The following is a 25754-nucleotide window of genomic DNA, read 5'->3' as shown; positions in this document are numbered from 1 at the left end:
TTTTTTGTCTCTCAGACTACTGTAGAGAGCTTTGGTTATAAAGCACTGCTCGGGAGGTGCATCTCTTTAACTTTCTCTAAAAATGCATAATGCGCAAACATCGGTTTACGTTCTAGGTAGCGACGCAACAAGTCTAGTGCTGCCGTGCTGATCACTTTAACTTGATCACTGCGCTGATACTTTTTCGAGAGTTTATATAACGCTCCCCACTCGCCTGACGGTGTCGATAAAGCGACGGAAAAAACGCCCTCTTCAATATGGCCAGTGACGAGTGATAAATCCGTCCCACACTTCTCTCGCGTAGCACCAGCCAGAGCAAACGTTTCTGCTAATGGATCTCCGCTGTTGCCCATCGCCTGAGTCAGGCTCGGTAGTACCCAACCATGCCCTAGTTGCTTTTCAGCGTTTTCATCACTGTTTAGCCAGTACGTTAAGTATCCCCTGCTACTTTTTTCGGAGGTCGACACTGTTAGTCCTTTATCGACCAACAACTGGCCGACATTTTCAACCATAGGTAAGTCAATACTAACGGTATTACTCTCAAGGTGTTTATTAATTATCTGTACTAGTTTCAAACGCTGTTCAAGCTGATCTGAAGGACCAAAAAGTTTCACTTCAATAAAAGGCAAGTAAGAGCGATACCCTAGCTCATAGCCTTGAGGAAGTTTTAGCTGATCTAGCTTATCTGAAATACCGGATTCAGACAGACCAAACGTGTAGATTCGGCTACAACATGAACCTTGCACATCGGGAAACACTCTTCTCAGATCGGGAAGAATTTGCGTCTCTGCCATGAGCTTAAATTCACTTGGTACACCCGGTGTGAAATAAAAAATGGCATCATTAATCAGCATTTTGAAACCGCAAGCAGTGCCTATCGGGTTGTCCAATATCTCTGCCGTTTCTGGCAGCATTGCTTGCTTTAAATTACTGTCCGGCATAGGGATGCCACGTCGAGCATACAAACTTTCTAGATGCTGCAACCACTCTTTGAATAGCACCAGTTTACAATCGGCGGCTCTCGCGGCGGCGGCGGCACTCATGTCATCCGTTGTAGGGCCTAAACCACCATTAACAATAACCACATCGTTGTTAAAGCTGAGCATTAAAAACTCTTCAACCAAACTCGATAGGCTATCACCAACCGTTGAGCGCTTTGTTAAGCCAAATCCATGTTGATAAAACAGGCTAGACAACCATGCCGCATTAGTATCAACAATATCACCGTGGAGGACTTCCTCACCAGTACTAAGCATTGCTATTTTCACAACTGACTCCTGAACGTAAGCACAATCCTATTTTCGTTATAGCGCTTATTTTTCTTTTTATTTGGACAAATCTCGCCGAGGTTTGTTGGGACTAAATAAGGGTCAAGTGTTTAAATGATTGATGTTTTGAGGGATAATTACGAGCCCGAACATACACCATTAACTCGGAGACCTTTGTGTCAAAATCATCCATGTTCAAGACGACTCTAACAGGCCTTTGCTTGGCTTCGTCAGCGCTTGCGCAAGCAAGTCACTATGACCTAAGCCGTCATACAGAGTTTTCTTACACACCTGATTGCTTGTCAGGTTACTGCGAAACGACGACTCTGTACACCTTCGAGGCTCAAAATCGCGGTGTTATGTATGAACAGAATAATGATGATTCGCTAAACCTTGACGCAGGGCTTCAGCCTAAACATCTCATCATCCCTCAAGATAAAGACTGGGATTATCTGATGGGTCAAACCTACACCATTCTAGGTCTCAGTATCGCGACCGTAGGCATGATGACTTTTCTTCCAGAAAGTATCACCAAATGGGACGAAGAAGACCGAGACATGAGTAAGTTGGGGCAAAAGTGGAAAGATAATGTCTCTGACGGCCCCGTTTGGGATCGCGATGAACATGTCCTCAACTACATCATGCACCCATATTTTGGCGGCGTTTACTACACGGCAGCACGTCACGCTGGCTATAATGAATTTCAGTCGTTTTTGTACTCCGCAACGATGTCGACGTTCTTTTGGGAGTATGGCGTGGAGGCGTTCGCAGAAGTACCATCTTGGCAGGATATTTTTATCACACCATTCTTTGGTGCTGTTGTTGGTGAAATGATGTTAACGGCTGAGCAAGACATTATTGCAAACGGCGGCGAAGTTATGGGCTCTGAAACCGCAGGTGATGTTTCGCTCTTCTTCTTAAACCCTGTTGGACATATTCATTATTGGGTAACTGATGCATGGGGCGGTAGTGCAGAACTACAATTCAATTCATCACCTTGGTTTGGAAACCAAGATGTTGCAAAATTCGCCATGGACGCAGGCGCAAACTATGACAGTCAATTTTATGGTGTCGAGTTAAAAGTAACCTTCTAATCCTAAGTTGATACTCGGTAAAAAGCAGCCTTACGATGGCTGCTTTTTTGTGCTCTGAACATTGTTTTAATTATTTGCATCACGAATTAGTGTTAAAAATTGACTTTCATCAAACATTACCCGCCCTTAGCACCTACACTAAATAAAAGGATTTATTCCAATAACTTAAGTAGCACGTTTATTCGTACTGCGTCCAAACCTTGATTCCAGGAGGGGACATTATGAACACCGTATTTATTGTTAATTTTGTCGGACAAGCGTCACCCGCCACGATTAAAGAGCTCGCTGCAATCACACACGAAAACGGCGGGAAATGGCTGATCAGCAAAGTAAACTTTATCGAAGACCAAGTTGCAGGTGTCATCAAAGTAGAGCTTCCAAGAGAAAATGCCGACATCGTTAAACAGGCGTTCTCTTCTTGTCAGACTCTTGTTGTTAGGTTCGTCGACTCTGAACCTCATTCATATCGTGAAGACACTATCTTCCAACTTCGTTTAGATGCCAACGATAGAGCGGGTATTGTGAATGAAATTACTCACGTTCTCGATAATCAAGGTATCTCAATTTTAGATATGGATTGTCAGCGTGTATTCATTGCTGGAGGCGGAGGGGTAAGCTCTAGCTTATTCAGCGCTAAAATGGCGATAAAACTACCTAGCGAGCTAGAAATTGAAGACATAGCCAATGAGTTAGAATCTCTGAGTGAAGACACTCGTGTAATTGTAGAAAGCTAACTGCATACCTTTAACGCTTCCCCAATAAAAAGAGCAGCAATTCAGCTGCTCTTTGTCGTTCTAATACTCAATACGTTTTATTTCACTGACCACTGAGACAGTGAACGTTTGAAATCAGAGTAGTCAAATTCATTCAGTTTTTGAATGTCACCATTCGAGCGTTCACAGTAGACCGACGGCATACGTAGACCGTTAAACCAGTTTAGTTTCACCATGGTGTAACCGGCACTATCTAGAATATGCAGACGCTGTCCTATCTCTAGAGGCTGTTCGAAGTTCGCCACGCAGAACTGGTCACCAGCCAAACAAGAGCACGAGCCGATCACATACTCATGTTCACCATTTTCAGATGCTTCAAGGATTGACGCTGGCTCATTGTAGATCAACGTATCTAAGCGGTGAGCTTCTGTGGCCGAATCGACAATCGCCGTCTTCTTTACGTTCTCTACAATATCAACCACTGTTACAACGAGATCAGTGGTCTTAGTAATTATCGCTTCACCCGGCTCTAAATACATTTGTACGCCGTGTTTCTCTGAGAACGCTTTAAGTGCTAACCCCAACTTCTCGATATCGTACCCCGGCCATGTGAAGAATACGCCGCCACCCATGCTTACCCAGTCCAGCTTATCTAGGTACTCGCCAAACTGAGCTGAAATAGCATCGAGTAAGCCGATAAACGCATCCACGTCTTTGTTCTCACAGTTCATGTGGAACATTACGCCATCAATACCATCAAAAATTTCCGGTTTGATGTGATCAGCCTGAACACCAAGACGAGAGAATTGACGCGCTGGGTTTGCTAAGTCTTGCCCTGCATAGCTCACACCTGGGTTTAGGCGCAAGCCAATCGATGCTTTGCCTTCGACAATATGACGATAAGCCGCTAGCTGTGACTGAGAGTTAAAGATCATCTTGTCACAGATGTCCGCCACATCGCGAACGTCATCTTCGCTGTAACCCACACTGTATGCGTGTGTCTCACCACCGAACGTTTCGTAGCCAAGCTTCACTTCAAACGGTCCAGAACTTGTTGTTCCGTCTAGGTAAGGCTTGATGATGTCGAATACACCCCATGTTGAGAAGCACTTCAGTGCTAATACAAGCTTCACACCAGAGATGTCTTTTAGCTGTTTTGCTTTCTCTAGGTTCTCAATCAGCTTGTCTTCATTGATCATGAAGTATGGCGTTTTTAGTTCGTTTTGTTGCATTTTGATACCTTACGTCCCTTCGCCTTAGCAAAGGCACTATAAAATCGAACAAAGCCGACGCAAGTGCATCGGCTTAAACGTACAAATAAGAGTCGCTAAATTCTTACTTCAATTTATGGATAACAGGTTGTCCTGGCTCCAGTTCTTGAACATGCCAATCTAGACCAATAGATGGCATGGTTTCTAGGAATGGGTCTGGATCTAGTTGTTCCATGTTGAACACGCCTTTGTCTGCCCACTTGCCACGGAAGAACTGCAAAGCCGCAGTGATCGCTGGTACGCCAGTGGTGTATGAGATAGCTTGGTGTTCAACATCTTCGTATGCGACTTCGTGATCAGCGTTGTTGTAAATAAATACACTGCGCTCTTTACCATCTTTCTTACCTTGAACCCAAGTACCGATACACGTTAGGCCAGTGTAGCCTGGTGCGAGTGATGTTGGATCTGGTAGTAGTGCTTTTAGCACGTGCAAAGGTTGAACAACCGTACCGTCGTGAAGCGTTAGTGGATCTGGGCTGAGTAGACCGATGTCGCGCATCACATTGAAGTAGTTTAGGTAACGGTCACCAAAGCCCATCCAGAATTCGATGCGTTTCGCCGGGATGAACTCTTGCATAGATCGAACTTCGTCGTGCGCCATTGAGTACACTTTGTGTGAACCACAATTCGGGAATTCAAACTCAAGCATACGTGAGTGACAAGGTACTTGTTTCCACTCGCCGTTTTCCCAGTAGAACGAATCGCCTTGAATCTCAAGCATGTTCGTTTCTGGATCAAAGTTAGTTGCGAACTTCTTACCGTGGTCGCCTGCGTTTACATCCATTACGTCGATAGTATCGATTTCATCGAACAGATGCTTCACTGCGTATGCGGCAAACACCGATACTACGCCCGGATCGAAACCAGCACCAAGAATACCTGTAATGCCGGCTTCTTCAAACTTCTCACGGTAACCCCACTGCCAATCGTAAGCTTGAGGTACTTGTTGGCCTTCAGAGCACAAATCAACCGCAACAGATGTATCAAGGTATGACACTTTAGCTTGGTAACATGCTTCCATAATAGACATGTTCACCCAAGGAGGACCTGCGTTGATCACTAAGTCAGGTTGTACTTCTTTAATTAAAGCAACTAAAGAATCTACGTCGTCCGCGTTTACCGCTCGCGCTTCTAATTTCTTAGTTGAATCTTTCAGATTGTTTTTCTTCTGAATCGATTCGATGATTTTCTCACACTTACCTACGGTACGTGATGCGATTGTGATATCACCCAGAACGTCGTTGTTTTGTGCTGCTTTATGTGCAACTACCCAGCCAACGCCGCCTGCACCAATCTGTAGAATTGCCATAGTTTTCCGTTACCTTTGTTAAACTAGCTCTGCCGCTAGCGTATTGATTTTTGAGAGCAAAGATTCAAAGTCCGCCGTCGTCAGACACGGGTTCAAAATCGTAAATTTCAATGCAGTTTTATCGTCGACAATGGTTTCACCCAATACCGCGATACCGCGTGTTAACGCTTCTAAGCGCAACGTTTTGTTCAGTTCATCCAGATCCGCTGATTCATGTGTCGCGCGGAACAGAACCGTAGATAGTGATGGTTCAGCCAACAACTCAAAGTGTTTGTTATCTCGAATCATGTCCGCCACTTCAAGCGTCTGTTCAAGCAAATGATCATACATATCGCCTAGGGCTTTTGGCCCTACGCTTTGCATCGTCATAAACACTTTGAGCGCATCAAAGCGCTTAGTTGTCGCAATAGACTTATCCACCAAGTTCGGTAGTTCGTCGTGTTCGCGGTTCAAATAGTCTGCATGGTGAAGCAGGAATTTAAAGTTAGACTTGTCATTTACCAATAGCGCACCACAACTGATGGTTTGGTAAAACAGCTTATGGAAGTCTACGCTGATGGAATGTGCACGCTCACAACCTTTCAGACGCGCTTTTTGGCTACTTAGAATCAGAGCTCCACCGTATGCACCGTCGACATGCATCCACATGTCATGTTTCGCTGCCATATCGGCGATAAAGTCTAAGTCATCAATAGCACCGTGGTCCGTTGTGCCCGCTGTGCCAACAATGGCAAATGGGATCAAACCTTCTGCTTTGGCCTGATTGAGAACTTCGTCTAATTTAGTGACATCCATCGTTCCATCGGCATTAGCATCGACAGTCATGACCGCTTTTTCACCCAACCCCATCCAAGACGCTGATTTTTGAACCGTGAAGTGGGATTTTTTCGAACATACAATACGTAGCTTGTCTGCGTATTCAGGAAGGCCAAGCTTTTGAATTGAGTGTGCACTGAGTTTGTCAGCAATCCAGTCACGCGCTAACATCAAGCCCATTTGGTTACTTTGCGTGCCGCCGCTCGTGAAGATACCGTCCGCTTTTTCACCTAACTCATATTTATCACATAGCCAGTTCACAACTTTCTGTTCAACATAAGTCGCTGATGAAGCTTGATCCCATGAGTCCATAGACTGGTTCAAAGCCGCAATCATTGCCTCTGCCGCAATCGCTGGCATCAAAGGTGGAGTATGCAGGTGAGCAATACAATCTGGATGTTGAGTAAAAATTGCGTTTTTCGCGACCAGCTCAGCAGCATCGTCGATAACGGTTTTAAGAGGCGCATTTCCATTATCAAGATCAACGTCGTGAATCGCTGCTTCCAATGCTTTTGAATCCATACCTGAATACGGTGCAGTCACTTGTTCAAACACTGACTTCATTGCCGTAGTAGTGTGATTCATCACCGAAGCAAATTCATTGCTGCCCATCTCTCCAGTGTGGATGAAATGCTTCTTCCATTCATCTTGTGGCTGAGTTTCGATGTGACTACCGCCAGCGGCTAAAATCGCGTCTTCAAATACACGTAAAGCAAAGTCGATTTGCTCAAACGAGATGATAAGAGGAGGAAGGAAACGAATTACTGCGCCTTCGCGTCCACCTTTCTCAACGATCAAGCCACGCTCGAGTGCTGCGCGTTGAATAGAAAGTGTGAGTTCACTATCCGCTTGAGGTTCACCAAATTTATTGAGCTCACCGTTTGGAGTTTTAATCTCCACGCCTAGCATCAAACCTTTGCCACGAACCTCTGCGATACAGTTCACACGCTTTTGAATACTTTCAAGGCCGTAGCGCAAGTACTGACCCGCAATATTGGCATGCTCAACAAGATTATCACGCTGGATAATTTCTAATGCTTTCGCACCAGAGACCATGGCTAGCTGGTTACCACGAAATGTACCTGTGTGCTCACCCGGCTTCCATGTATCATGTTGCTTGTTGATAACCAATAGCGACATTGGTAAACCACCACCAATTGCTTTTGATAAACACAGAATATCTGGAACAATGCCCGACTCTTCGAACGCGAAATTGTAGCCAGTTTTACCAACACCACACTGGATCTCATCGAAGATCAGTAAGATACCGTGTTCATCACAAATACGACGTAACTCTCGTAGCCAGAATGCTGGCGCAGGAACAACACCACCCTCACCTTGCACTGGCTCCACGATAATCGCGGCAGGCTTCATAATGCCTGACTCATCATCGTTTAAAAGACGATCGATATAACGAATACTTGCTTTCGCACCTTCATCACCGCCAAGCCCAAAAGGACAACGCAGGTTGTATGGGAAAGGCATAAAGTGCACATCCGACATCAAACCAGTTCGACGAGCTTTCGTGCCTAAGTTACCCATCATCCCCATCGTACCATTAGTCATACCATGGTATGCGCCACGGAAGGCAAACATAGTGTTGCGACCGGTAGTCTGTTTCGCGAGCTTGATAGCAGCTTCAACCGCATCAGCTCCAGACGGGCCACAAAATTGGATAACGCTGTTCTCGCTTAACTCTTGAGGAAGAAAAGACTTAACAGATTGAATAAACGTCGTTTTTACTGATGTTGCAATATCTAGCGTCTGATATGGCAGTCCTGAATCTAATTGCTCTTTCAGAGCTTGGTTTATTTCAGGATGGTTATACCCCAAAGCTAGAGTGCCTGCCCCAGCAAGGCAGTCTAGAAAGATCTGTCCACGCGTATCTTCAACCAAGCACCCAAAGGCTTGTTTAATTGCGATCGGCAAACGACGTGGATAAGAACGTACTTCAGATTCATGCTCAGCCTGATCAATCAATACTTGATCTGGCGTTAAGTCATACGTTCCCTCAACGATAGGAACCTGAGACGAAAAAATGTTTGCGATATTGCTATCGACTTCAAAGGCAGTGCTCATACTACATAATCCCTTGAATTATAATAATTCTGTATCCTGTATTAATAATCATTAGAATGAAATTACAGGAGGTGTGAATACCCCTCCGCATTTGTCAGTGCATAAATGACAAATACAGATCATCCGCCACGATACTCGCGACTTCATATGTAAAAGGGATTAATCAAGGTTCTGTAATGCACCCGTTTTGTAAAACAGGACATTTCGGCAGTATGAAGCTGATTAGTGTGTGTTTATTCAAAGGTTTCAATGTTGGGTTTCCCATTAATATGCCGCGTTTACAGCATTAGTATCCCGTCTATCGACAAAAGGCTTTGCCGATACCTACCCTACGCAGTGTCACAATCAGCTTGAATGGTCACTACGCGTATCCCCCAGAGATCAAACGTTGTTAATTACGCTCCGAGATTGCGCGCGAATTTATCACAAAATAAAATCTTCTGGCAACGATTTTTCATATTAGTAACAGTGATGTAAATCACAACAAAACATACCCCATCGTAACTCGCATGTTCATATTCATGAGCTATGCTTTTCTCCTTCTCTCAAACAGCTGTTATTTAAACAAATATTCTTGAGATATCATCACCTCATCCAACAGAGGTTTAAGGTTGTGCTACTTAATCGTAAAACATTCCTTTCTATATCCGGAACATTTAAAAAGATAGCATTCTCGTCACAGCTTTGCCTGGAGCAAGAGTGGTTATTCTCCACAAGTGATGGTTTAAACATAGACTAGTAGGAATGGCTAAGATGCTTTGCAATGGCAGAATGAACAATCACTTGAGTCAATGAGACAAAGGGTTCGTTACTTAACGAAGTCTGTGACAGAAAAGAAGTTTGAGATTTTCAAAAAATACGAAAAAGGCCTAACATTTTCATGTTAGGCCTTAAATCTGGAGCGACACACGAGGTTCGAACTCGTGACCTCAACCTTGGCAAGGTTGCGCTCTACCAACTGAGCTAGTGTCGCATTTAATATGAGATGGTGCCCCGGGCCGGACTTGAACCGGCACAACGCGAACGTCGAGGGATTTTAAATCCCTTGTGTCTACCAATTCCACCACCAGGGCACACAAATATTCTTTGTGATGCCTTTACAGAAAAGTAAAACACCATCTGATACCGCTAATGCCATATCAATAAAACTTGGAGCGACACACGAGGTTCGAACTCGTGACCTCAACCTTGGCAAGGTTGCGCTCTACCAACTGAGCTAGTGTCGCATTTATTCTCGAAAGCCATTCGCTCTCAAAAGAATAATGGAGGCGCCTCCCGGAGTCGAACCGAGGTCCACGGATTTGCAATCCGCTGCATAGCCACTCTGCCAAGGCGCCTCATTTGTGAATAAAGCTAAGCTTTCTCACAACCCTTTTGAGCCGTGCTCTCTTGGGTACGGGATGCATTCTACGGATTCGAGCGATCGAGTCAACACTATTTTTATTTTTTTAAATCGTTTGACTAGAATTTGTGCGAAAGACGATGGATTGCTTAGTTTTAATACTAAAAATCGCTTAAATACACTTGTTTATCATAAAACTTTGGCTACGCCTTACACTGCTGGCCGTGCGTTGCGTGCATTGAAGTATTAATAATCAGAAGACTCGCCTCTCTAAGACTCTCCAAGGACAAAAACAAGACTTAGATCACAAATAGAACTCTATCGAAGCAAAAGCCCCAGATACAAATTGCAAACATGGCCGTTAGCAAGCATTGAAAAGCGAGAGAAGCCAAAAAATGCTGTAGATTGTCTTAGATACAAAAAAGCAGGCTATTAAGCCTGCTTTCTAACATCAGAATTTAATGGTGCTCTTCATTCAACAGATCGTCTTTCGCAGCAGCCAAATATTGAATCATTGACCAATATGTCAAGAAAGTTGCCACATACAAGGCCGCAAAGCCTAGCCAAACCATCCATTCATCGTAACGCCATATCAACACCCATAAGGCGAACATTTGCGAAACAGTTTTTACTTTGCCAACCCAAGATACCGCAACACTCGCTCGCTTACCGATTTCAGCCATCCATTCTCGCAATGCTGAGATAATGATTTCTCGCGCAATCATCGTTACCGCAGGAATGGTCACCCAAATTGAATGATAATGTTCCGTGATTAGAATCAATGCCGTTGCCACTAGCACTTTATCAGCGACAGGATCAATAAACGCGCCAAAACGAGAAGTTTGGCCAAGTTTACGGGCCAACATGCCGTCAAGCCAGTCAGTAAAACCCGCTACCCAAAACACCATTGCTGCTGCAAACGGTGCCCATGAATAAGGTAGATAAAAGACAACCACAAAAACAGGGATTAGGAACAGTCTAAGAAGAGACAGAATGTTCGGGATATTCAAACGCATTTTATTATTCTCTTACACATTGCGGCTTAATGTTGCGCGATTTTCCTTATTGTTTCAATGCTTGGAAAATAATTTCTGCTAAAGAGTGACTTATTCCCGGTACTTTGGCGATTTCTTCGACACTTGCACGTTTAAGTTCTTGTAACCCACCCATGTACTTGAGTAACGCCTGACGTCGTTTAGGGCCGATTCCCTCAATCCCTTCGAGTGCACTCGTACGTCTGGTTTTACCTCGCTTAGCACGGTGCCCCGCTATAGCATGGTTATGGCTTTCATCACGAATATGTTGAATAAGATGCAGCGCAGGAGCATCGCTTGGTAAATGAAACTCGTCCCCATCGACTGTAATCAGCGTTTCTAAACCTGGTTTGCGAGTAACGCCTTTTGCAATACCAATCATGATGGGACGCTTTGGCCAATCCCCCCAATATTGCGAAATGATGTCATGCGCACGATTTAACTGACCTTTACCGCCATCGATAAAGATGATGTCGGGAATTTTCTCTACGTCCAATTGCTTCGAATAACGGCGCTCCAACGCTTGTCCCATTGCTGCGTAATCATCACCACCGGTAATCCCAGTAATGTTGTAGCGACGATACTCTTGCTTTACGGGGCCTTCGTTGTTGAACACCACACATGACGCAATCGTGCTTTCCCCCATCGTATGGGAGATATCAAAACATTCCATTCGAGCTATAGACTCCAACTTCAATGTTTCGCGAAGCGCATGAAAACGCTGATTAATCGTCATCTTGTGATTGATTTTTGTGGTAATCGCCGTTAGTGCATTCGTGTTCGAAAGCTTGAGATACCTTGCTCGAGAGCCAGTTGGCGACGTATGAAAATGAACCTTACGCCCTGCCACTTCACTTAACGCTTTCTGTATTGGCGCAATATCTTCTGCCAACTCTTGATTCAAAATAATACGAGAAGGAATTGTACGTGCTTCGTTATGGCTCAAATAGTATTGAGTCAGAAAACTATCGAACACTTCCTGCTGGCTTGTATTTTGTGGGATTTTCGGAAAATGGCTACGGCTACCAAGCACTTTGCCTTGGCGTATCATCAGGATATGGATACACGCGATACCATTCTCCTGAGCAAACCCGAGTACATCCATATCATCCATGCTGTCTTCTGAGACGTACTGCTGCTCTTGAACACGCCTAATCGCTTGGATTTGATCGCGAAATTTAGCGGCATCTTCAAAGCGCAATTGCTGACTGGCAACTTCCATTTTCTCGATCAGTTGTTTGAGTACTTGCTGATCTTTGCCTTGCAAAAACATTCGCACAAAGCCAACCAACTCTGCATATTCTTCATCAGAAATGATGGTATTAACGCATGGTCCTGCACAGCGACCAATTTGGTACATCAAACATGGGCGCGTTCGGTTAGAATAGACAGTGTCTTCACACTGGCGCACAGGAAATATCTTTTGCAGCAAATGCAATGTTTCTCTTACTGCACCAGAATCTGGGTAGGGGCCAAAATATTCACCTTTGCGCTTCTTGGCGCCACGGTGGATAGAAAGCCGTGGGTGCTTATGACCGCTAATAAAGATATAAGGGTAAGACTTATCATCTCGCAGCAACACATTGTATTTCGGCAAATACTGCTTGATGTAGTTATGCTCTAAGATCAGCGCTTCTGTCTCAGTGTGAGTCACCGTGACGTCTATTTTGGCGATATTACTGACAAGCGCGCGAGTTTTCTCACTGTCTACTTTTTTTCGAAAGTAGCTTGAAAGGCGCTTTTTAAGGTCTTTGGCTTTACCTACGTAGATTACAACAGCTTCGGCGTTGTACATTCTGTAAACGCCGGGCTGATGAGTTACTGTCTTGAGAAAGGAAGCCGAATCGAAAGGAGGATTCACGCTAAAGGGTCTCGGTGTCCAGCATTCCGTGGCGAATCGCTAAGTGAGTTAACTCAACGTCACCATTAATGTCCAATTTACTAAAGAGTCGGTAGCGATAGCTGTTGACTGTCTTTGGACTTAAATTAAGTTGCTCAGAAATATCCGTTACCTTTTGGCCTTTGGTGATCATAAGCATGATCTGCAATTCACGCTCGGATAAGTCTTTAAAAGGGTTCTCAGAGGCTGGAGAAAATTGACTCAATGCCATCTGCTGCGCAATCTCTGGCGAGATGTAACGCTGCCCACTATTAACTACACGAATCGCATTCACCATTTCGTCAGGGCCAGCACCTTTGGTTAAATAACCAGACGCACCTGCCTGCATCACCTTGGTTGGAAACGGGTTTTCTGTATGAACGGTAAGTACGATGATTTTCACATCAGGATTCACGCGAAGAATTTTTTTAGTGGCTTCCAAGCCGCCAATTCCTGGCATGTTCATGTCCATTAAAACGACGTCAGCATGATTACTGCGACACCATTTTACTGCATCTTCACCGCTGTCAGCTTCTCCTGCTACGTTCATTCCACGGACGTCTTCAATAATACGTCGTATCCCTGTGCGAACCAGCTCGTGATCATCTACAAGGAAAACATTTATCAAACTTGTATCTCCACACTTTGTATTGGTTCTGCACCCACATAACCATTATTTGTTAAATGTGGATATCAGTATGACTGCCTATATACTAACGTAATCGACAAAAAATTGCTTTCTATGAATATGTGCTGAAACGCAAACTTTAGCAAGAACTTATTCATAAACCACTCTATTATTTTAGAGCGTGATGAGCAGAACCGAAATCTAAGAAAAGACAATTAACAACATTAAGTACAATAAATCAAGTAACTAGGTTTCATATTGCCCAGAGAAACACGCTATAACTTAAAATGACACTGTCCCTCTTGCACCAAAGACTAACTTGTAATCACTAATTCCAGCAAAAATTTGAGACGCTTTCTTTACTGGTTATTTTTACAGTTCTTAGTGTTAAACTAACGTTCTTCAAGTTTTCTAAGGTTTCTCACATTTGAATATCCAACAAGGCTTTCTGCTTACTCGACAGGCACGAGACATCAAAGGTCAAACTCAAATCGAGTTGTGGCTTTCGACAGAAGCAGGTCCTACTCAGTTACTTATTAATGGTGAGAAGCCAGTATTTTTCATCGCTCAGAAACACTCAGAGCAAGCAAAGACACTCGCACGAGAAAAAAACATATTCGTCGACATCCGCCTTTTGGATCTCAAAACGTTTGAACATACGCCTCTTGCTGCCTGCTATACCAATGTAACCAGAGACGCTCTCGCACTCAAAGACACATTCGCTCAAAAAGATATCACTACGTATGAAAGTGATATTCGCCTCGCCGATCGCTACCTAATGGAGCGTTTTATCAAAGGCAGTATCGAGTTTACAGGCAATGTGACTCGCACCAATGGCTACCAACGCGTCCAGAGCGCAAAATGCCGTTCGGGGCAATATGAGCCGAAGTTAAACGTTGTCTCGCTAGATCTAGAATGCTCTGAGAAAGGCATTCTTTACTCAATCGGATTAGACAGCGTCATGGATTCCCGCGTTATCATGATCGGAGAACCAGAACCTTCGGAGACACCGATACAATGGGTTAAGGATGAAAAAGCGCTTCTAGAAGCACTCATCGTTTGGTTTAAACAATTCGACCCCGATGTCATTGTCGGTTGGAACGTCATTGATTTTGACTTTCGTCTACTACACAAACGAGCAGAATGGCACAACATGAAGCTAATGCTTGGCAGAGCAGACCAAGCCAGCTTTTTTAGAAGTTCATCTCAAAGCCAACAAGGGTTTATCTCCATTCCCGGGCGAGTTGTGATGGATGGTATCGATACGTTAAAAACGGCGACTTATCACTTTCGGTCTTGGTCATTAGAGTCTGTATCTCAAGAACTCTTAGGGGAAGGGAAAGAAATCCACAACGTTCATGACCGCATGGATGAGATCAATCGTATGTACCGCTCCGACAAACCATCGCTGGCTAAATATAATTTACAAGACTGCGTGTTAGTGAATAAGATTTTCAATCACACTCACCTGCTCGACTTTGCAATAGAGCGCTCTCGTCTCACTGGTGTCGAACTGGATCGTGTCGGCGGTTCGGTTGCAGCATTCACAAACCTATACATGCCTCAGATACACCGAGCAGGCTACGTTGCTCCGAACCTACACCCTGAAAATTGGATTGCCAGCCCCGGCGGTTACGTGATGGACTCCATCCCTAACCTATATGATTCTGTTTTAGTATTGGATTTTAAGAGTCTATATCCATCGATTATTCGCTCTTTCTTGATTGATCCTATGGGTTTAGTTGAGGGGTTATTGCTCGATATTGGAAAAGAAGAAAATCAGGCTGTACCTGGCTTTCGCGGTGGTCAGTTCCATCGTACGAAACACTTTTTACCAGAAATGATTGAAAAGCTTTGGGCAGCACGTGATGTGGCAAAGAAGAACAATGAAAAAGCTTTTTCTCAGGCAATCAAAATCATCATGAACTCCTTTTATGGCGTACTGGGCTCATCGGGATGTCGTTTCTTTGATACTCGGTTAGCTTCTAGTATTACCATGCGCGGACATGAAATCATGAAGCAAACTAAGGTGCTGATTGAGGAGCAAGGATATCAAGTGATTTACGGCGATACGGATTCCACATTCGTGTCGTTGAATCGACCATACAGTCAAGTAGAAGCTGACGCTGTTGGAAATCAATTAGTTGATTACATCAACTCTTGGTGGAAAGAACACCTGCGTTCTGAGTACAACCTAACATCTATGTTGGAAATCGAGTATGAAACCCATTATCGCAGATTCCTTATGCCAACGATTCGTGGCGCAGAAACTGGCTCGAAAAAGCGCTATGCGGGTTTAATCGGTGAAGGAGAGCAAGAACGGATTGTATTTAAAGGGTTAGAAAGTGCCCGTACTGACTGGACCTCGTTAGCACAGAAATTTCAAAATACACTCTATAGCATGATTTTCCATGGTGAAGATCCAAGCGACTATGTCCGAGAGATGGTTGAGAAAACTAACAACGGTGAATTTGATGAACAGTTGGTGTATCAAAAGCGACTGCGAAGAAAACTGCATGAGTATCAGAAGAACGTCCCGCCACAAGTGCGTGCAGCTCGTTTAGCCGATGAGATAAATGCCAAGCTTGGCCGCCCATTACAGTATCAAAACAAAGGGCGAATTGAATACATTATTACCGTGAACGGCCCTGAACCTTATGAGTACCTCAATAGCCCGATTGATTATCAACATTACATTGATAAACAACTCAAACCCGTTGCGGATGCGATTCTCCCTTTCATTGGGACGGACTTTGACAGGCTTTCAGCGCCACAAATGGGGTTGTTTTAGCCGATACGAAACTCTGTTTTCTGGTACTGTTTGACTAACCAATCACCAAACGCATCAATTAGCCCGATAACAGAACGCTTGGGAATCCCCCGGCCAGAAAGTAAAATTTCTAGCCGCTCGATCTCAAGCTGCTTTTCAGGATGATAAGTTAAGAATACCTTGCCACACTCTAAGGGGTCATCAAACCAACGTTTATCTCGATACATCACCAAAGAGTATGACGCTCTTAGTAACTTTTTAGCAATCACTCGCTGGGCGGCCACCTGCTCTTCTATCGTCTTCGCTTGTACGATTTTTTTGCGATACACCGTAATCCAATCTGCCACATCCATATTCCAGTGCTTAGCAATTTCCCAACTTGGGACGTAATCACCAAAACAGTCTGCTAGATCATCACCATAAATACAGACACAGCAATGCTTAAGCATAAAGCCCCAAGTGAAAATACTGTCTAAATTAGCTACTTCACTCACTAAGGCTGTACGGACCGATACACCATTAACGTGAGGGTAACTCTGCTGCGCACGCCACTTAATTGTGTTGAGCAAAGTCGCGCGATTGTGCTCAAAGGATGATTGAGTAACGACAACCAGGTCTAAGTTCGACTTCCCTGCGATCGCTGTTTTACGAGCAACACTACCGTATACATAAACGCTGTGTAAGTTTTGCCCCAGTCCACCTTTGAGACAAGCGGTGACTTCCCTAATTAAAGGCGCAAACTCTGGTTGAAATGGTTGTTTAGGATCGATAACAGGCAGAGACATGACTTAAAACGTGTTCTCAGATGGTTCAAGAAGTTGGGCTATATGTTCTCTTAGCCGACTCACTGAATCAAGTCCATTCAGGTGTTTAGTCATGGGAGTAACAACAAATTTCTGCAATGAATTTTAATGCTAGGCGGCTAACTTAGCGCTATAATCACCGAGTTTTGCTTAATAAGTATGAATAGGAATATACAATGCCAAAGGCAAGTGAAATCAAAAAAGGCTTCGCAATCGAGTCTAATGGTAAAACTCTTCTAGTTAAAGACATCGAAGTAACGACTCCAGGCGGTCGTGGCGGCGCTAAAATCTACAAAATGCGTTGTACAGATCTAAACACGGGCGCACGTGTAGATGAGCGTTACAAGTCTGATGACGTTGTTGAAACGGTAGAAATGAACAAACGTGCAGTTGTGTACTCATACGCTGACGGCGATGAGCACATCTTCATGGATAACGAAGACTACTCACAATACACATTCAAGCACAATGAAGTTGAAGACGACATGCTGTTCATCAACGAAGATACACAAGGTATCCACATTATCCTTGTTAACGGTGCTGCAGTGGGTATTGAACTACCATCTTCTGTTGAGCTAGTGATTGAAGAAACTGACCCTTCAATCAAAGGTGCTTCTGCATCTGCTCGCACTAAGCCAGCACGCTTCGCTTCAGGTCTTGTCATCCAGGTTCCTGAGTACATTGCAACTGGTGACCGTGTTATCATTAACACAGCTGAACGTAAATACATGAGCCGAGCATAAGCATGTCTGATTTGATTTCTTACGACGACGTCATCGACGCAGCGTACGACATTTTCCTTGAGATGGCTCCAGATAACCTAGAGCCTGCTGACGTGATTCTGTTTACTGCGCAATTTGAAGATCGTGGTGCCGCAGAACTTGTTGAAACCGGTGATGACTGGGTTGAACATGTTGGCTTCGAGATCGACAAAGAAGTATATGCAGAGGTTCGTATCGGCCTAGTAAATGAGGAAAATGACGTTCTTGATGACGTATTTGCTCGTATGCTAATCAGCCGAGACCCTGAACATAAGTTCTGCCATATGCTTTGGAAACGCGATTAACGTTTCTTCATCATGAACAAAGATACCAGCCTAGTGCTGGTATTTTTTTATCTGTTATTTTCGTCTAGCTGAGATATTTGTTTATACAAAGCACCCTGCTCTATATAGGCTTTAGACCCTTTTGTTATGTAACAGATAAGAAAAAGGCTTGCCGAATTGGCAAGCCTTTCTGATGTTTTGCTATCGATTAACGATGCTTGTTGCGTGCGCCTTGGTCACCAGCAGTCTTCTTCGGCTTACGACGAGAAGGGTTGTTGCTGCGACCTTTTGGCGTGTTAACACGCTCTTCATGGCGCTTAACTGCGCGACGAATTTTTTGGCTGCGTGCACGCTCACGTTTGCGTGACGTGTTGTCTTTGTTCAGATCAAGCATGGTTTCTTTCTCTGGACGAAGCTCTACAAGCTCACGCAAGTAGTTTACTTCTTTCAGGTCAAGCTCCATCCAACCGCCACGAGGCAGTTTCTTGTCTAAGAAGATGTCGCCGTAACGAACACGTTTCAGACGGCTAACGGTACACTCTTGCGATTCCCATAGTCGACGAACTTCGCGGTTACGACCTTCGTTGATAACAACGTAAAACGTGTGGTTCATGCCTTCACCACCCGCGTAAACAACATCTTCAAAGCGAGCTAAACCGTCTTCCAGTTCAACACCTTTTACTAGATTACGAACTTTCTGTTCAGTTACTTCACCGAACACACGTACTAGGTATTCACGTTCAACTTGGCGGCTTGGGTGCATTAAGCGGTTCGCCAGTTCACCATCCGTTGTGAAAAGTAGAAGACCAGAAGTGTTCGCATCCAGACGACCAACTGAAATCCAACGAGAGCCACGAATTTTTGGCAGACGATCAAAAACAGTACGACGACCTTCTGGATCGTGACGAGTACACAGTTCACCCTCAGGTTTGTAGTACGCAAGTACACGACAAATCACTTCTTCTTGAATCTTTGCAGAGACAATGTGACCATCGATACGAACTACGCTGCTCTCGTCTTCAAGTCTTTCACCAAGCTTAGCGACTACACCGTTCACGCTAACGCGACCAGATTTAATTAACGATTCAATCTCACGACGAGAACCGTGACCAGCACGTGCTAATACTTTTTGTAACTTTTCGCTCATTTATCTACCTATGTGTCGTCTTCACAGACGTCTAGACCAGGATTGGTCTGTATTTTGCTATTTACCCATTTCAGTGGGATTTTTCGGTCGGACATTATACGTAACTTTCTTAGTTAATGTAAGCTAAATCGGCGCCATTCTCCACACCAAAATTCACTTCAAAAATGACCGAAATATTTGTCCTATTCTGCAACTTTTTTACTACTTAAAGCAGGCATTGCTCAACGAGAATCCCACTAATATCGGTCTTCCTGAACCACTTTAACCACGCGGTACCTGATAAAATTGTCAGGGTTACAACAATAACCACTTGGGGTGTGTTTACTGTTCGTATTGCTAGAAAGCAACGAAAAATAAGCCGTCCCTGTTTGCTGCTAAGTAATACCAATCACCGCAGACAATGAGCGCTCATAGCAAAGCAAGGTCGTGGGTAACAAGACAAAAATTGTCTTTAAGTCATTAGTTCACATCAAAAATAACACTAATGCTATCGTGTACTCTGACTCTCTAGGTTCGCTCTGCACTCTCGGCGATTGGCATAAATCAGACAAAAAGGAATAGAACAATGTCTATGCTAAATCTCGACCTAAATTGGATTTTTGGGACATCTCAAGATGACGATATGACAGGCACAAAAGGCTCTGAAACAACCGATATTTTCTTCGGCTTCTGTGGTGATGATAAGTTTGTAGGATACGGAGGTAATGATATTGTCTTCGGTGGCTGGGGAGATGATACCTTGCTTGGTGGCCGAGGTAACGACTTTGTTTCTGGCGGCTTTGGAAACGATTTCCTATCCGGCGGATTAGGAAACGACAAACTCTTTGGTGGCTGCGGCGACGACACAATTTTTGATTATTCAGGCAACAACTACTTGAGTGGTGGCTGGGGTAACGACACGCTCGTTGTTGGTGATGGTGAATCAGTACTGAGCGGTGGCTGTGGAGACGACACCTTCGTGCTTACAAACCGCCTGGCTATTGGTGTACCTGATCAGCCAGTGTCTTCCAACGATATTGATGTTAAAGCCGACATTGTCGATTTTAATATTTTCCATGACAAACTTGTCTTTGATATGGGCCGAGACACTGATAACGATGGCATTCGAGATACGTTCTTGGATTCAGCGGATGATCTGACTTTATCTTACAATGAATGTGGCTGGGCAGTATTCTCAAGTGATGAATACAATGTTGAAGTGACACTAAACGGTGTGAGCTCTGCATACATCAACTATGCAGAACAAAATGGTATCGACATTTTCGATTTCGCTTAACCTCAATCAGTTAAGTTCAATGAGATATTCGATATGATAACAAAAATAGGAGGCGCGATGCCTCCTATTTTGTTTGACGGTGGTGTGCGTCTACTATTCGAATGGTGCAGGGTCACCAGATCCCAAACGAACCACAACAGGTTCACCTTCGCTAAAGTCAATTACAGTCGTAGGTTGTTCACCTAGGTAACCGCCATTAAGAATCACATCAACCGCATGTTCTAGTTTATCGCGAATATCCTCTGGATCAGATTCTGTTACGTCACTGCCAGGTAGAATCAACGACGTAGACATCATCGGCTCACCTAATGCTTCCAACAAGTCCAAGGCAATTTGATTGTCTGGAACACGGATACCGATGGTCTTACGTTTTGCATTCATCAAACGACGCGGCACCTCTTTTGTGCCTTTGAAGATGAAGGTGTAAGGACCTGGTGTGTTATTTTTCAGCAGTCGGAATGCAGAGTTATCCACTCGCGCATAGAGAGAAAGCTCCGACAAATCACGACACAGCAAAGTAAAGTTATGCTTATCATCCAGACGACGAATCTGACAGATTCGTTCCAGTGCCTGTTTGTTCTCCAACTGACAACCAAGTGCATACCCTGAATCAGTAGGGTAAACCACAACGCCGCCGTTACGAATGATTGCTACTGCTTGATTAATCAAGCGAGCCTGTGGGTTTTCTGGGTGAACGTAAAAAAACTGGCTCATTGTAATTCCTCATTATCGAGCCTCTCGGCTCTATATTTTTATGGGTTCTCGACTTCGTATTACTGAGTATTATTCAACGAAGGATCTATTCCCCAATCTTTCCAAACTGGTTCGACGCCAGCAGGCAACCATAGGTTCCTTCCTAGCTCCATCCACGGTGATGGGTAGTGAAAATCACTGCCTTGAGAGGCTAATAGTTTGTATTGTATAGCATAATCAGCCAAGTTGCGCCTTTCTTGTTGCGCTTGCTGTGGCTGTGCAACTTCCATCGCATCACCACCCGCTTCGACAAACGCTGCTAGAAGACGCTTAATCCACTTCGCTGTCAACTTATATCTACCAGGATGCGCTAATACCGCCATTCCACCAGCCGCATGGATAGCATCAACCGCATCCTTCATCGAACACCAATTCGGTGGTACATAACCTGGGTTATTACGCGTTAGGTATTTTTTAAACACCATTTGCATGGTTTTTGCGTAACCATTATCTACCAACCATTTCGCGAAATGCGCTCTTGTCACTGGAGCATCACCGGCGATTTGCCTTACCTCTTCAAGCACACCTACTCGAGTTGCTTTTTGTAGTCGCTCTGCAATTAACTCAGATCGTGTTATGCGATGCTGCTTCTGCTGTTCTATGAGGGCAGATAATTGTTCATTTTCCGGATCGATATTCAGGCCGACAATATGAATGTCTTTGTTTTGCCAGACGGTCGATATCTCAATGCCATTGATGATTTTTATCGGCAAATTATTATCTTGAACGTATTGCTTAGCTAACGCCAAACCGTCAACCGTATCGTGATCAGTGATCGCCAAAACCTCGATATCAAAACTCAGCGCCCTTTCCACTAAATCTTTAGGTTCTAACCGACCGTCCGATGCAGTGGTGTGACTATGTAAATCAATTCTCATATTTTTATCGTTTTAATGCCGTTTTGGGGTTGACTTTTTACTCTCGCACTAGTTAACTAGTACACAAATACAAAGTACGTAATTTAAGGTTCACCATGTTACAAGAATTTAACCAAAACCAAAAAGCGAAAGTTGCGGTTTGTCTTAATAAGGCAAACTCATCAGATCTTGCTTGGTGGCGCACTTGGACTAGTTCTTGGTGGGCAAACGTATACTTCTAGTTTATAGAACCAAACGTTGTAAAGCCCGCTACTTAAGCGGGCTTTTTTGTTTTGTTGCTCATTTCACATTCAACTGCCTAAACATTAATCGAATATAGCCAACTCTAGATTGGGAGAACGTTTGCTTTATGCGACTATGTACGGCAGGAAGATTTAAACAGCTACAAGGAGGTCTTGTGAACAAGGCCATTGAAATTAAGAAACTTGGACAGCTTGAAGTGCTAACGGCTTCCGTCCCTTATACTCAAGACCCGACTCGCTTGTTCCACACACTATGTGAGAACAAAACTGACAGCCTATTGCTGGAATCTGCTGAGATCGATTCAAAGCAAAATTTAAAATCCCTGCTGATCGTAGATTCAGCGGTTCGCATTGTTTGCTTCGGCCATACCGTTAGCATGCACGCCTTGACCAATAACGGTAAAAACCTACTGTCTCACCTAAACCAGAACATCCGTGGTGACGTTGAGAGCAAGTTCGATGGCGAAACGCTAACTTTGCAATTTAACCAACCATGCGACACGTTAGATGAAGACTCTCGCCTACGTGAAGCCTCTTCTTTCGATGCGCTGCGTTTGGTTCAGCATAGTTTTGATATTTCACAGCAAGACAAACACGCAATTTTCCTTGGTGGTCTGTTTGCCTACGACTTAGTCGCAAACTTTGAGCCGCTTGGTAATGCCGAAGCAACAAATCAGTGTCCAGATTACGTTTTCTACGTCGCGGAAACACTACTTGTTGTCGACCATCAAACGGAATCTTGCCAGCTTCAAGCGACGTTGTTTGTTGATGGTTCAGAGAAAACAGCGTTAGAGACTCGTATTGCAGAAATCAGCGCTCAGTGTGCGGCGCCAAAGCTACTGCCAAGTGCAAAACAAATCGCTGACGTAACGGTAGAACCTAGCGTATCTGATGCAGACTTCTGCCAAACTGTTCGCGACTTAAAAGAGTTCGTAGTGAAAGGCGATGTATTCCAAGTTGTACCATCTCGTAGATTCACTCTACCTTGCCCTTCTCCACTAGCGGCTTACAAAGAACTGAAACAAAGTAACCCAAGCCCTTACATGTTCTACATGCAAGATGAGCTGTTCACTCTGTTTGGCGCATCACCAGAAAGTGCGCTTAAGTACGAAACCGACACTAACCAAATTGAAATCTACCCAATCGCAGGTACTCGTCGCCGTGGTAAGCGCCCTAACGGCGAGATCGATTTCGACCTAGATAGCCGCATTGAACTTGAACTGCGTACCGACATGAAAGAAAACGCAGAACACATGATGTTGGTTGACTTAGCACGTAACGACGTCGCTCGTATTGCTCAAGCTGGCACTCGCCACGTAGCAGACCTACTAAAAGTCGACCGTTACAGCCACGTAATGCACTTGGTCTCTCGTGTGGTTGGCCAACTGCGTGAAGACCTAGACGCGCTGCACGCATACCAAGCTTGTATGAACATGGGCACGCTCACTGGTGCACCAAAGATTCGTGCAATGCAGTTGATTCGCGATGTAGAAGGCGCACGACGCGGTAGCTACGGCGGTGCTGTGGGCTATCTAACTGGTGAAGGCACACTCGACACATGTATCGTAATTCGCTCAGCGTACGTTGAGAACGGTGTTGCTCAAGTTCAAGCTGGTGCAGGCGTGGTGTTCGACTCTGATCCACAAGCGGAAGCAGACGAAACGCGCGGCAAAGCACAAGCGGTAATCTCTGCTATCCAAGCAGCGCATAAGTCACAATAAGGAATAGGGTTCAGAGATGGCTAATATCATTTTTATCGACAACTTTGACTCGTTCACCTACAACCTTGTGGATCAATTCCGCTCGCTGGGTCACTCAGTCAAGATTTACCGAAACAACATCCCAGCAGAAACCATTGAACAAGCGGTAAACGAGCTTGAAAACCCAGTGGTTCTGCTATCGCCAGGCCCTGGTGCTCCTTCAGAAGCAGGATCAATGCCAGAGCTGATCCAACGCATGAAAGGCAAAGTACCGATGATCGGCATTTGCCTTGGTCACCAAGCGATTGTTGAAGCGTATGGCGGCACCGTTGCTGGCGCGGGCGAAATCATTCACGGAAAGGTCTCTATGATGGAGCACCAAGACCATGCGATTTACCAAAACCTACCATCACCACTTGCAATTGCACGTTACCACTCGCTGGTTGCGACCAAGGTTCCTGAGAGCCTAACCATCACAGCAGAAGTGGATGACTTGGTAATGTCTGTTGTACATGAAGAAGATAAAGTTTGCGGGTTCCAGTTCCACCCGGAATCTATTATGACGACCTACGGAGCAACACTGTTGGCCAATGCCATTGAATGGGCACTTGAAGAACAAACTTCAGCGAACCCACTCACTGCTTAAAAAGCACTTGGCACATAAGAAATTTAGGAGAGGAAATATGGAAGCAATCATCAACCCTATTATTACCAAACTGTACGAGCAAGAATCGCTTACTCAGGAAGAGAGCCAACAGCTATTCGACATCATTATCCGTGGTGAACTAGACCCAATTTTAATGGCATCAGCACTGACTGCACTAAAAATCAAAGGCGAGACACCAGATGAAATTGCGGGCGCAGCGAAAGCACTACTGGCAAACGCAAACCCATTCCCTCGTCCAGATTACGATTTCGCAGATATCGTAGGTACTGGCGGTGACGGTCACAACACCATCAACATTTCAACCACTGCGGCGTTTGTTGCTGCAGCATGTGGTCTAAAAGTGGCGAAACACGGTAACCGCAGCGTTTCAAGCAAATCGGGTTCTTCTGACCTTCTTGATTCATTTGGTATCAACCTAGCCATGAGCGCAGAAGATACGCGCAAAGCGGTAGACGATATCGGTGTTGCTTTCCTATTTGCACCTCAATACCACGGTGGTGTGCGCCATGCGATGCCAGTGCGTCAAACCATGAAAACACGCACCATCTTTAACATTCTTGGTCCACTGATTAACCCTGCTCGTCCTAACATCGAATTGATGGGTGTTTACAGTGAAGAACTGGTTCGTCCTATTGCAGAAACCATGCTACAAATGGGTATGAAGCGCGCAGCAGTAGTACACGGCAGTGGCTTGGACGAAGTAGCAATTCACGGTGAAACAACCGTTGCCGAAATCAAAGACGGTAAGATCACAGAATACAAACTAACGCCTGCAGACTTCGGTCTAGAAGCACACACACTAGAAGCAATCAAAGGTGGCGATCCTGAAGAAAACAAAGCGATCATTACCAATATTCTGACGGGTAAAGGTACAGACGCACAATTGGGCGCAGTGGCAGTAAACGTTGCTCTGCTAATGCGTCTATTCGGCCACGAAGATTTAAAAGCCAACACGCAACAAGCGATTGAGGCAATGAATTCAGGCAAGGCGTACCAATTGGTACAACAACTTGCCGCACACGCTTAAGGAATTGAAGAAG

General features: G+C 44.6%; 21 protein-coding genes, 4 tRNA genes and 1 other annotated feature. Of the genes, 10 read left to right on the top strand and 15 right to left on the bottom strand.

Annotated features, from left to right (window positions below; all coding sequences use genetic code 11):
* Positions 1–35: 35 nt before the first annotated feature.
* On the bottom strand, positions 36–1268 hold the full coding sequence (locus J4N43_RS05930; protein ID WP_042522801.1) for a CinA family nicotinamide mononucleotide deamidase-related protein: 1233 nt from the start codon (positions 1266–1268) through the stop codon (positions 36–38).
* A gap of 191 nt (positions 1269–1459) precedes the next feature.
* Here J4N43_RS05930 and J4N43_RS05925 point away from each other — a divergent pair, with 191 nt between their 5' ends.
* The gene (locus J4N43_RS05925; protein WP_033905662.1) at positions 1460–2362 is read left to right on the top strand and encodes a DUF3943 domain-containing protein; all 903 of its coding nucleotides are present in this window, start codon (positions 1460–1462) and stop codon (positions 2360–2362) included.
* A gap of 221 nt (positions 2363–2583) precedes the next feature.
* The gene (locus tag J4N43_RS05920) at positions 2584–3096 is read left to right on the top strand and encodes a glycine cleavage system transcriptional repressor (RefSeq protein WP_005376814.1); all 513 of its coding nucleotides are present in this window, start codon (positions 2584–2586) and stop codon (positions 3094–3096) included.
* Positions 3097–3173: 77 nt separating this feature from the next.
* Here J4N43_RS05920 and nspC read toward each other — a convergent pair whose 3' ends face one another.
* The 10 genes from nspC to uvrY form a co-directional block, all read right to left on the bottom strand.
* Positions 3174–4307, bottom strand: a complete 1134-nt coding sequence (gene nspC, locus J4N43_RS05915; RefSeq protein ID WP_005386789.1) for a carboxynorspermidine decarboxylase — start codon at positions 4305–4307, stop codon at positions 3174–3176.
* A gap of 103 nt (positions 4308–4410) precedes the next feature.
* A complete protein-coding gene (locus J4N43_RS05910) occupies positions 4411–5655 on the bottom strand; it encodes a carboxynorspermidine synthase (protein ID WP_012841628.1) in 1245 nt (414 codons plus the stop codon).
* A gap of 18 nt (positions 5656–5673) precedes the next feature.
* A complete protein-coding gene (locus J4N43_RS05905; RefSeq protein ID WP_025767272.1) occupies positions 5674–8550 on the bottom strand; it encodes a pyridoxal phosphate-dependent class III aminotransferase in 2877 nt (958 codons plus the stop codon).
* Between the two features lie 897 nt (positions 8551–9447).
* Positions 9448–9523: transfer RNA gene (locus J4N43_RS05900), tRNA-Gly, on the bottom strand.
* A gap of 13 nt (positions 9524–9536) precedes the next feature.
* Positions 9537–9623, bottom strand: a tRNA-Leu gene (locus J4N43_RS05895).
* Between the two features lie 77 nt (positions 9624–9700).
* Positions 9701–9776 (bottom strand) — tRNA-Gly (locus tag J4N43_RS05890).
* Positions 9777–9813: 37 nt separating this feature from the next.
* A tRNA-Cys gene (locus J4N43_RS05885) sits at positions 9814–9887 on the bottom strand.
* Positions 9888–10350: 463 nt separating this feature from the next.
* Complete coding sequence (pgsA, locus tag J4N43_RS05880) at positions 10351–10908, bottom strand: CDP-diacylglycerol--glycerol-3-phosphate 3-phosphatidyltransferase (protein WP_005394805.1); 558 nt, start codon at positions 10906–10908, stop codon at positions 10351–10353.
* A gap of 46 nt (positions 10909–10954) precedes the next feature.
* Positions 10955–12787, bottom strand: coding sequence for an excinuclease ABC subunit UvrC (gene uvrC, locus J4N43_RS05875; RefSeq protein WP_080773718.1), 1833 nt, complete (start codon positions 12785–12787; stop codon positions 10955–10957).
* 1 nt (position 12788) lies between these two features.
* A complete protein-coding gene (gene uvrY / locus J4N43_RS05870; RefSeq protein ID WP_005386783.1) occupies positions 12789–13433 on the bottom strand; it encodes a UvrY/SirA/GacA family response regulator transcription factor in 645 nt (214 codons plus the stop codon).
* A 427-nt stretch (positions 13434–13860) separates the two neighbouring features.
* On the opposite strand from uvrY, the gene J4N43_RS05865 reads away from it, so the two are divergent.
* Entirely contained in the window at positions 13861–16224 is a 2364-nt protein-coding gene (locus J4N43_RS05865; RefSeq protein ID WP_158159704.1) for a DNA polymerase II, read from the top strand.
* Here J4N43_RS05865 and J4N43_RS05860 read toward each other — a convergent pair.
* Positions 16221–16988, bottom strand: coding sequence for a nucleotidyltransferase family protein (locus tag J4N43_RS05860; RefSeq protein ID WP_158159705.1), 768 nt, complete (start codon positions 16986–16988; stop codon positions 16221–16223). The genes J4N43_RS05865 and J4N43_RS05860 overlap by 4 nt on opposite strands.
* A 194-nt stretch (positions 16989–17182) precedes the next feature.
* On the opposite strand from J4N43_RS05860, the gene efpL reads away from it, so the two are divergent.
* Positions 17183–17749: an elongation factor P-like protein EfpL gene (efpL, locus tag J4N43_RS05855; RefSeq protein ID WP_005376801.1), complete on the top strand. Its 567-nt coding sequence runs from the start codon at positions 17183–17185 to the stop codon at positions 17747–17749.
* A 2-nt stretch (positions 17750–17751) separates the two neighbouring features.
* Positions 17752–18072 carry an HI1450 family dsDNA-mimic protein gene (locus J4N43_RS05850; RefSeq protein WP_005376800.1) on the top strand — a complete coding sequence of 107 codons (321 nt, stop codon included), beginning with the start codon at positions 17752–17754 and terminating at the stop codon, positions 18070–18072.
* 187 nt (positions 18073–18259) lie between these two features.
* On the opposite strand, the gene rluB is transcribed toward J4N43_RS05850, so the two are convergent.
* On the bottom strand, positions 18260–19198 hold the full coding sequence (gene rluB / locus J4N43_RS05845; protein WP_005376798.1) for a 23S rRNA pseudouridine(2605) synthase RluB: 939 nt from the start codon (positions 19196–19198) through the stop codon (positions 18260–18262).
* Between the two features lie 565 nt (positions 19199–19763).
* On the opposite strand from rluB, the gene J4N43_RS05840 reads away from it, so the two are divergent.
* On the top strand, positions 19764–20474 hold the full coding sequence (locus J4N43_RS05840; RefSeq protein WP_005376796.1) for a calcium-binding protein: 711 nt from the start codon (positions 19764–19766) through the stop codon (positions 20472–20474).
* A 93-nt stretch (positions 20475–20567) separates the two neighbouring features.
* Here J4N43_RS05840 and J4N43_RS05835 read toward each other — a convergent pair whose 3' ends face one another.
* Positions 20568–21188: an L-threonylcarbamoyladenylate synthase gene (locus J4N43_RS05835; protein ID WP_005376791.1), complete on the bottom strand. Its 621-nt coding sequence runs from the start codon at positions 21186–21188 to the stop codon at positions 20568–20570.
* 59 nt (positions 21189–21247) lie between these two features.
* A complete protein-coding gene (gene rnm / locus J4N43_RS05830; protein ID WP_005386777.1) occupies positions 21248–22105 on the bottom strand; it encodes an RNase RNM in 858 nt (285 codons plus the stop codon).
* Positions 22106–22200: 95 nt separating this feature from the next.
* Between rnm and trpL2 the strand changes: the two genes are divergently transcribed.
* The 4 genes from trpL2 (at position 22201) to trpD (ending at position 25741) form a co-directional block, all read left to right on the top strand.
* Entirely contained in the window at positions 22201–22326 is a 126-nt protein-coding gene (gene trpL2 / locus J4N43_RS05825) for a tryptophan operon leader peptide (protein WP_005376787.1), read from the top strand.
* Positions 22273–22376, top strand: a sequence feature (Trp leader region). It overlaps the preceding gene by 54 nt.
* Before the next feature lie 126 nt (positions 22377–22502).
* Complete coding sequence (locus J4N43_RS05820; RefSeq protein WP_053349667.1) at positions 22503–24068, top strand: anthranilate synthase component 1; 1566 nt, start codon at positions 22503–22505, stop codon at positions 24066–24068.
* A gap of 16 nt (positions 24069–24084) precedes the next feature.
* Positions 24085–24693 carry an aminodeoxychorismate/anthranilate synthase component II gene (locus J4N43_RS05815; RefSeq protein ID WP_038889962.1) on the top strand — a complete coding sequence of 203 codons (609 nt, stop codon included), beginning with the start codon at positions 24085–24087 and terminating at the stop codon, positions 24691–24693.
* Positions 24694–24730: 37 nt separating this feature from the next.
* Complete coding sequence (gene trpD / locus J4N43_RS05810; protein ID WP_053349666.1) at positions 24731–25741, top strand: anthranilate phosphoribosyltransferase; 1011 nt, start codon at positions 24731–24733, stop codon at positions 25739–25741.
* Positions 25742–25754 lie beyond the last annotated feature (13 nt).

Source organism: Vibrio sp. SCSIO 43009 (genome assembly GCF_023716525.1).
In the GTDB taxonomy this organism is placed as follows: Bacteria; Pseudomonadota; Gammaproteobacteria; order Enterobacterales; family Vibrionaceae; genus Vibrio; species Vibrio alginolyticus.
The sequence above is the reverse complement of the archived record's forward strand: the minus strand, read 5'-3'. Positions and strand labels throughout refer to the sequence as shown.

Excerpts from the sequence above, each read along its gene's own strand:
- efpL (WP_005376801.1), top strand. The coding sequence starts at position 17,183 with ATGCCAAAGGCAAGTGAAATCAAAAAAGGCTTCGCAATCGAGTCTAAT.
- J4N43_RS05850 (WP_005376800.1), top strand. The coding sequence starts at position 17,752 with ATGTCTGATTTGATTTCTTACGACGACGTCATCGACGCAGCGTACGAC.
- trpL2 (WP_005376787.1), top strand. The coding sequence starts at position 22,201 with ATGTTACAAGAATTTAACCAAAACCAAAAAGCGAAAGTTGCGGTTTGT.
- rluB (WP_005376798.1), bottom strand. The coding sequence starts at position 19,198 with ATGAGCGAAAAGTTACAAAAAGTATTAGCACGTGCTGGTCACGGTTCT.
- trpD (WP_053349666.1), top strand. The coding sequence starts at position 24,731 with ATGGAAGCAATCATCAACCCTATTATTACCAAACTGTACGAGCAAGAA.
- rnm (WP_005386777.1), bottom strand. The coding sequence starts at position 22,105 with ATGAGAATTGATTTACATAGTCACACCACTGCATCGGACGGTCGGTTA.
- J4N43_RS05860 (WP_158159705.1), bottom strand. The coding sequence starts at position 16,988 with ATGTCTCTGCCTGTTATCGATCCTAAACAACCATTTCAACCAGAGTTT.
- pgsA (WP_005394805.1), bottom strand. The coding sequence starts at position 10,908 with ATGCGTTTGAATATCCCGAACATTCTGTCTCTTCTTAGACTGTTCCTA.
- J4N43_RS05920 (WP_005376814.1), top strand. The coding sequence starts at position 2,584 with ATGAACACCGTATTTATTGTTAATTTTGTCGGACAAGCGTCACCCGCC.
- J4N43_RS05910 (WP_012841628.1), bottom strand. The coding sequence starts at position 5,655 with ATGGCAATTCTACAGATTGGTGCAGGCGGCGTTGGCTGGGTAGTTGCA.
- J4N43_RS05840 (WP_005376796.1), top strand. The coding sequence starts at position 19,764 with ATGTCTATGCTAAATCTCGACCTAAATTGGATTTTTGGGACATCTCAA.
- J4N43_RS05905 (WP_025767272.1), bottom strand. The coding sequence starts at position 8,550 with ATGAGCACTGCCTTTGAAGTCGATAGCAATATCGCAAACATTTTTTCG.
- J4N43_RS05815 (WP_038889962.1), top strand. The coding sequence starts at position 24,085 with ATGGCTAATATCATTTTTATCGACAACTTTGACTCGTTCACCTACAAC.
- J4N43_RS05835 (WP_005376791.1), bottom strand. The coding sequence starts at position 21,188 with ATGAGCCAGTTTTTTTACGTTCACCCAGAAAACCCACAGGCTCGCTTG.
- nspC (WP_005386789.1), bottom strand. The coding sequence starts at position 4,307 with ATGCAACAAAACGAACTAAAAACGCCATACTTCATGATCAATGAAGAC.
- J4N43_RS05925 (WP_033905662.1), top strand. The coding sequence starts at position 1,460 with ATGTTCAAGACGACTCTAACAGGCCTTTGCTTGGCTTCGTCAGCGCTT.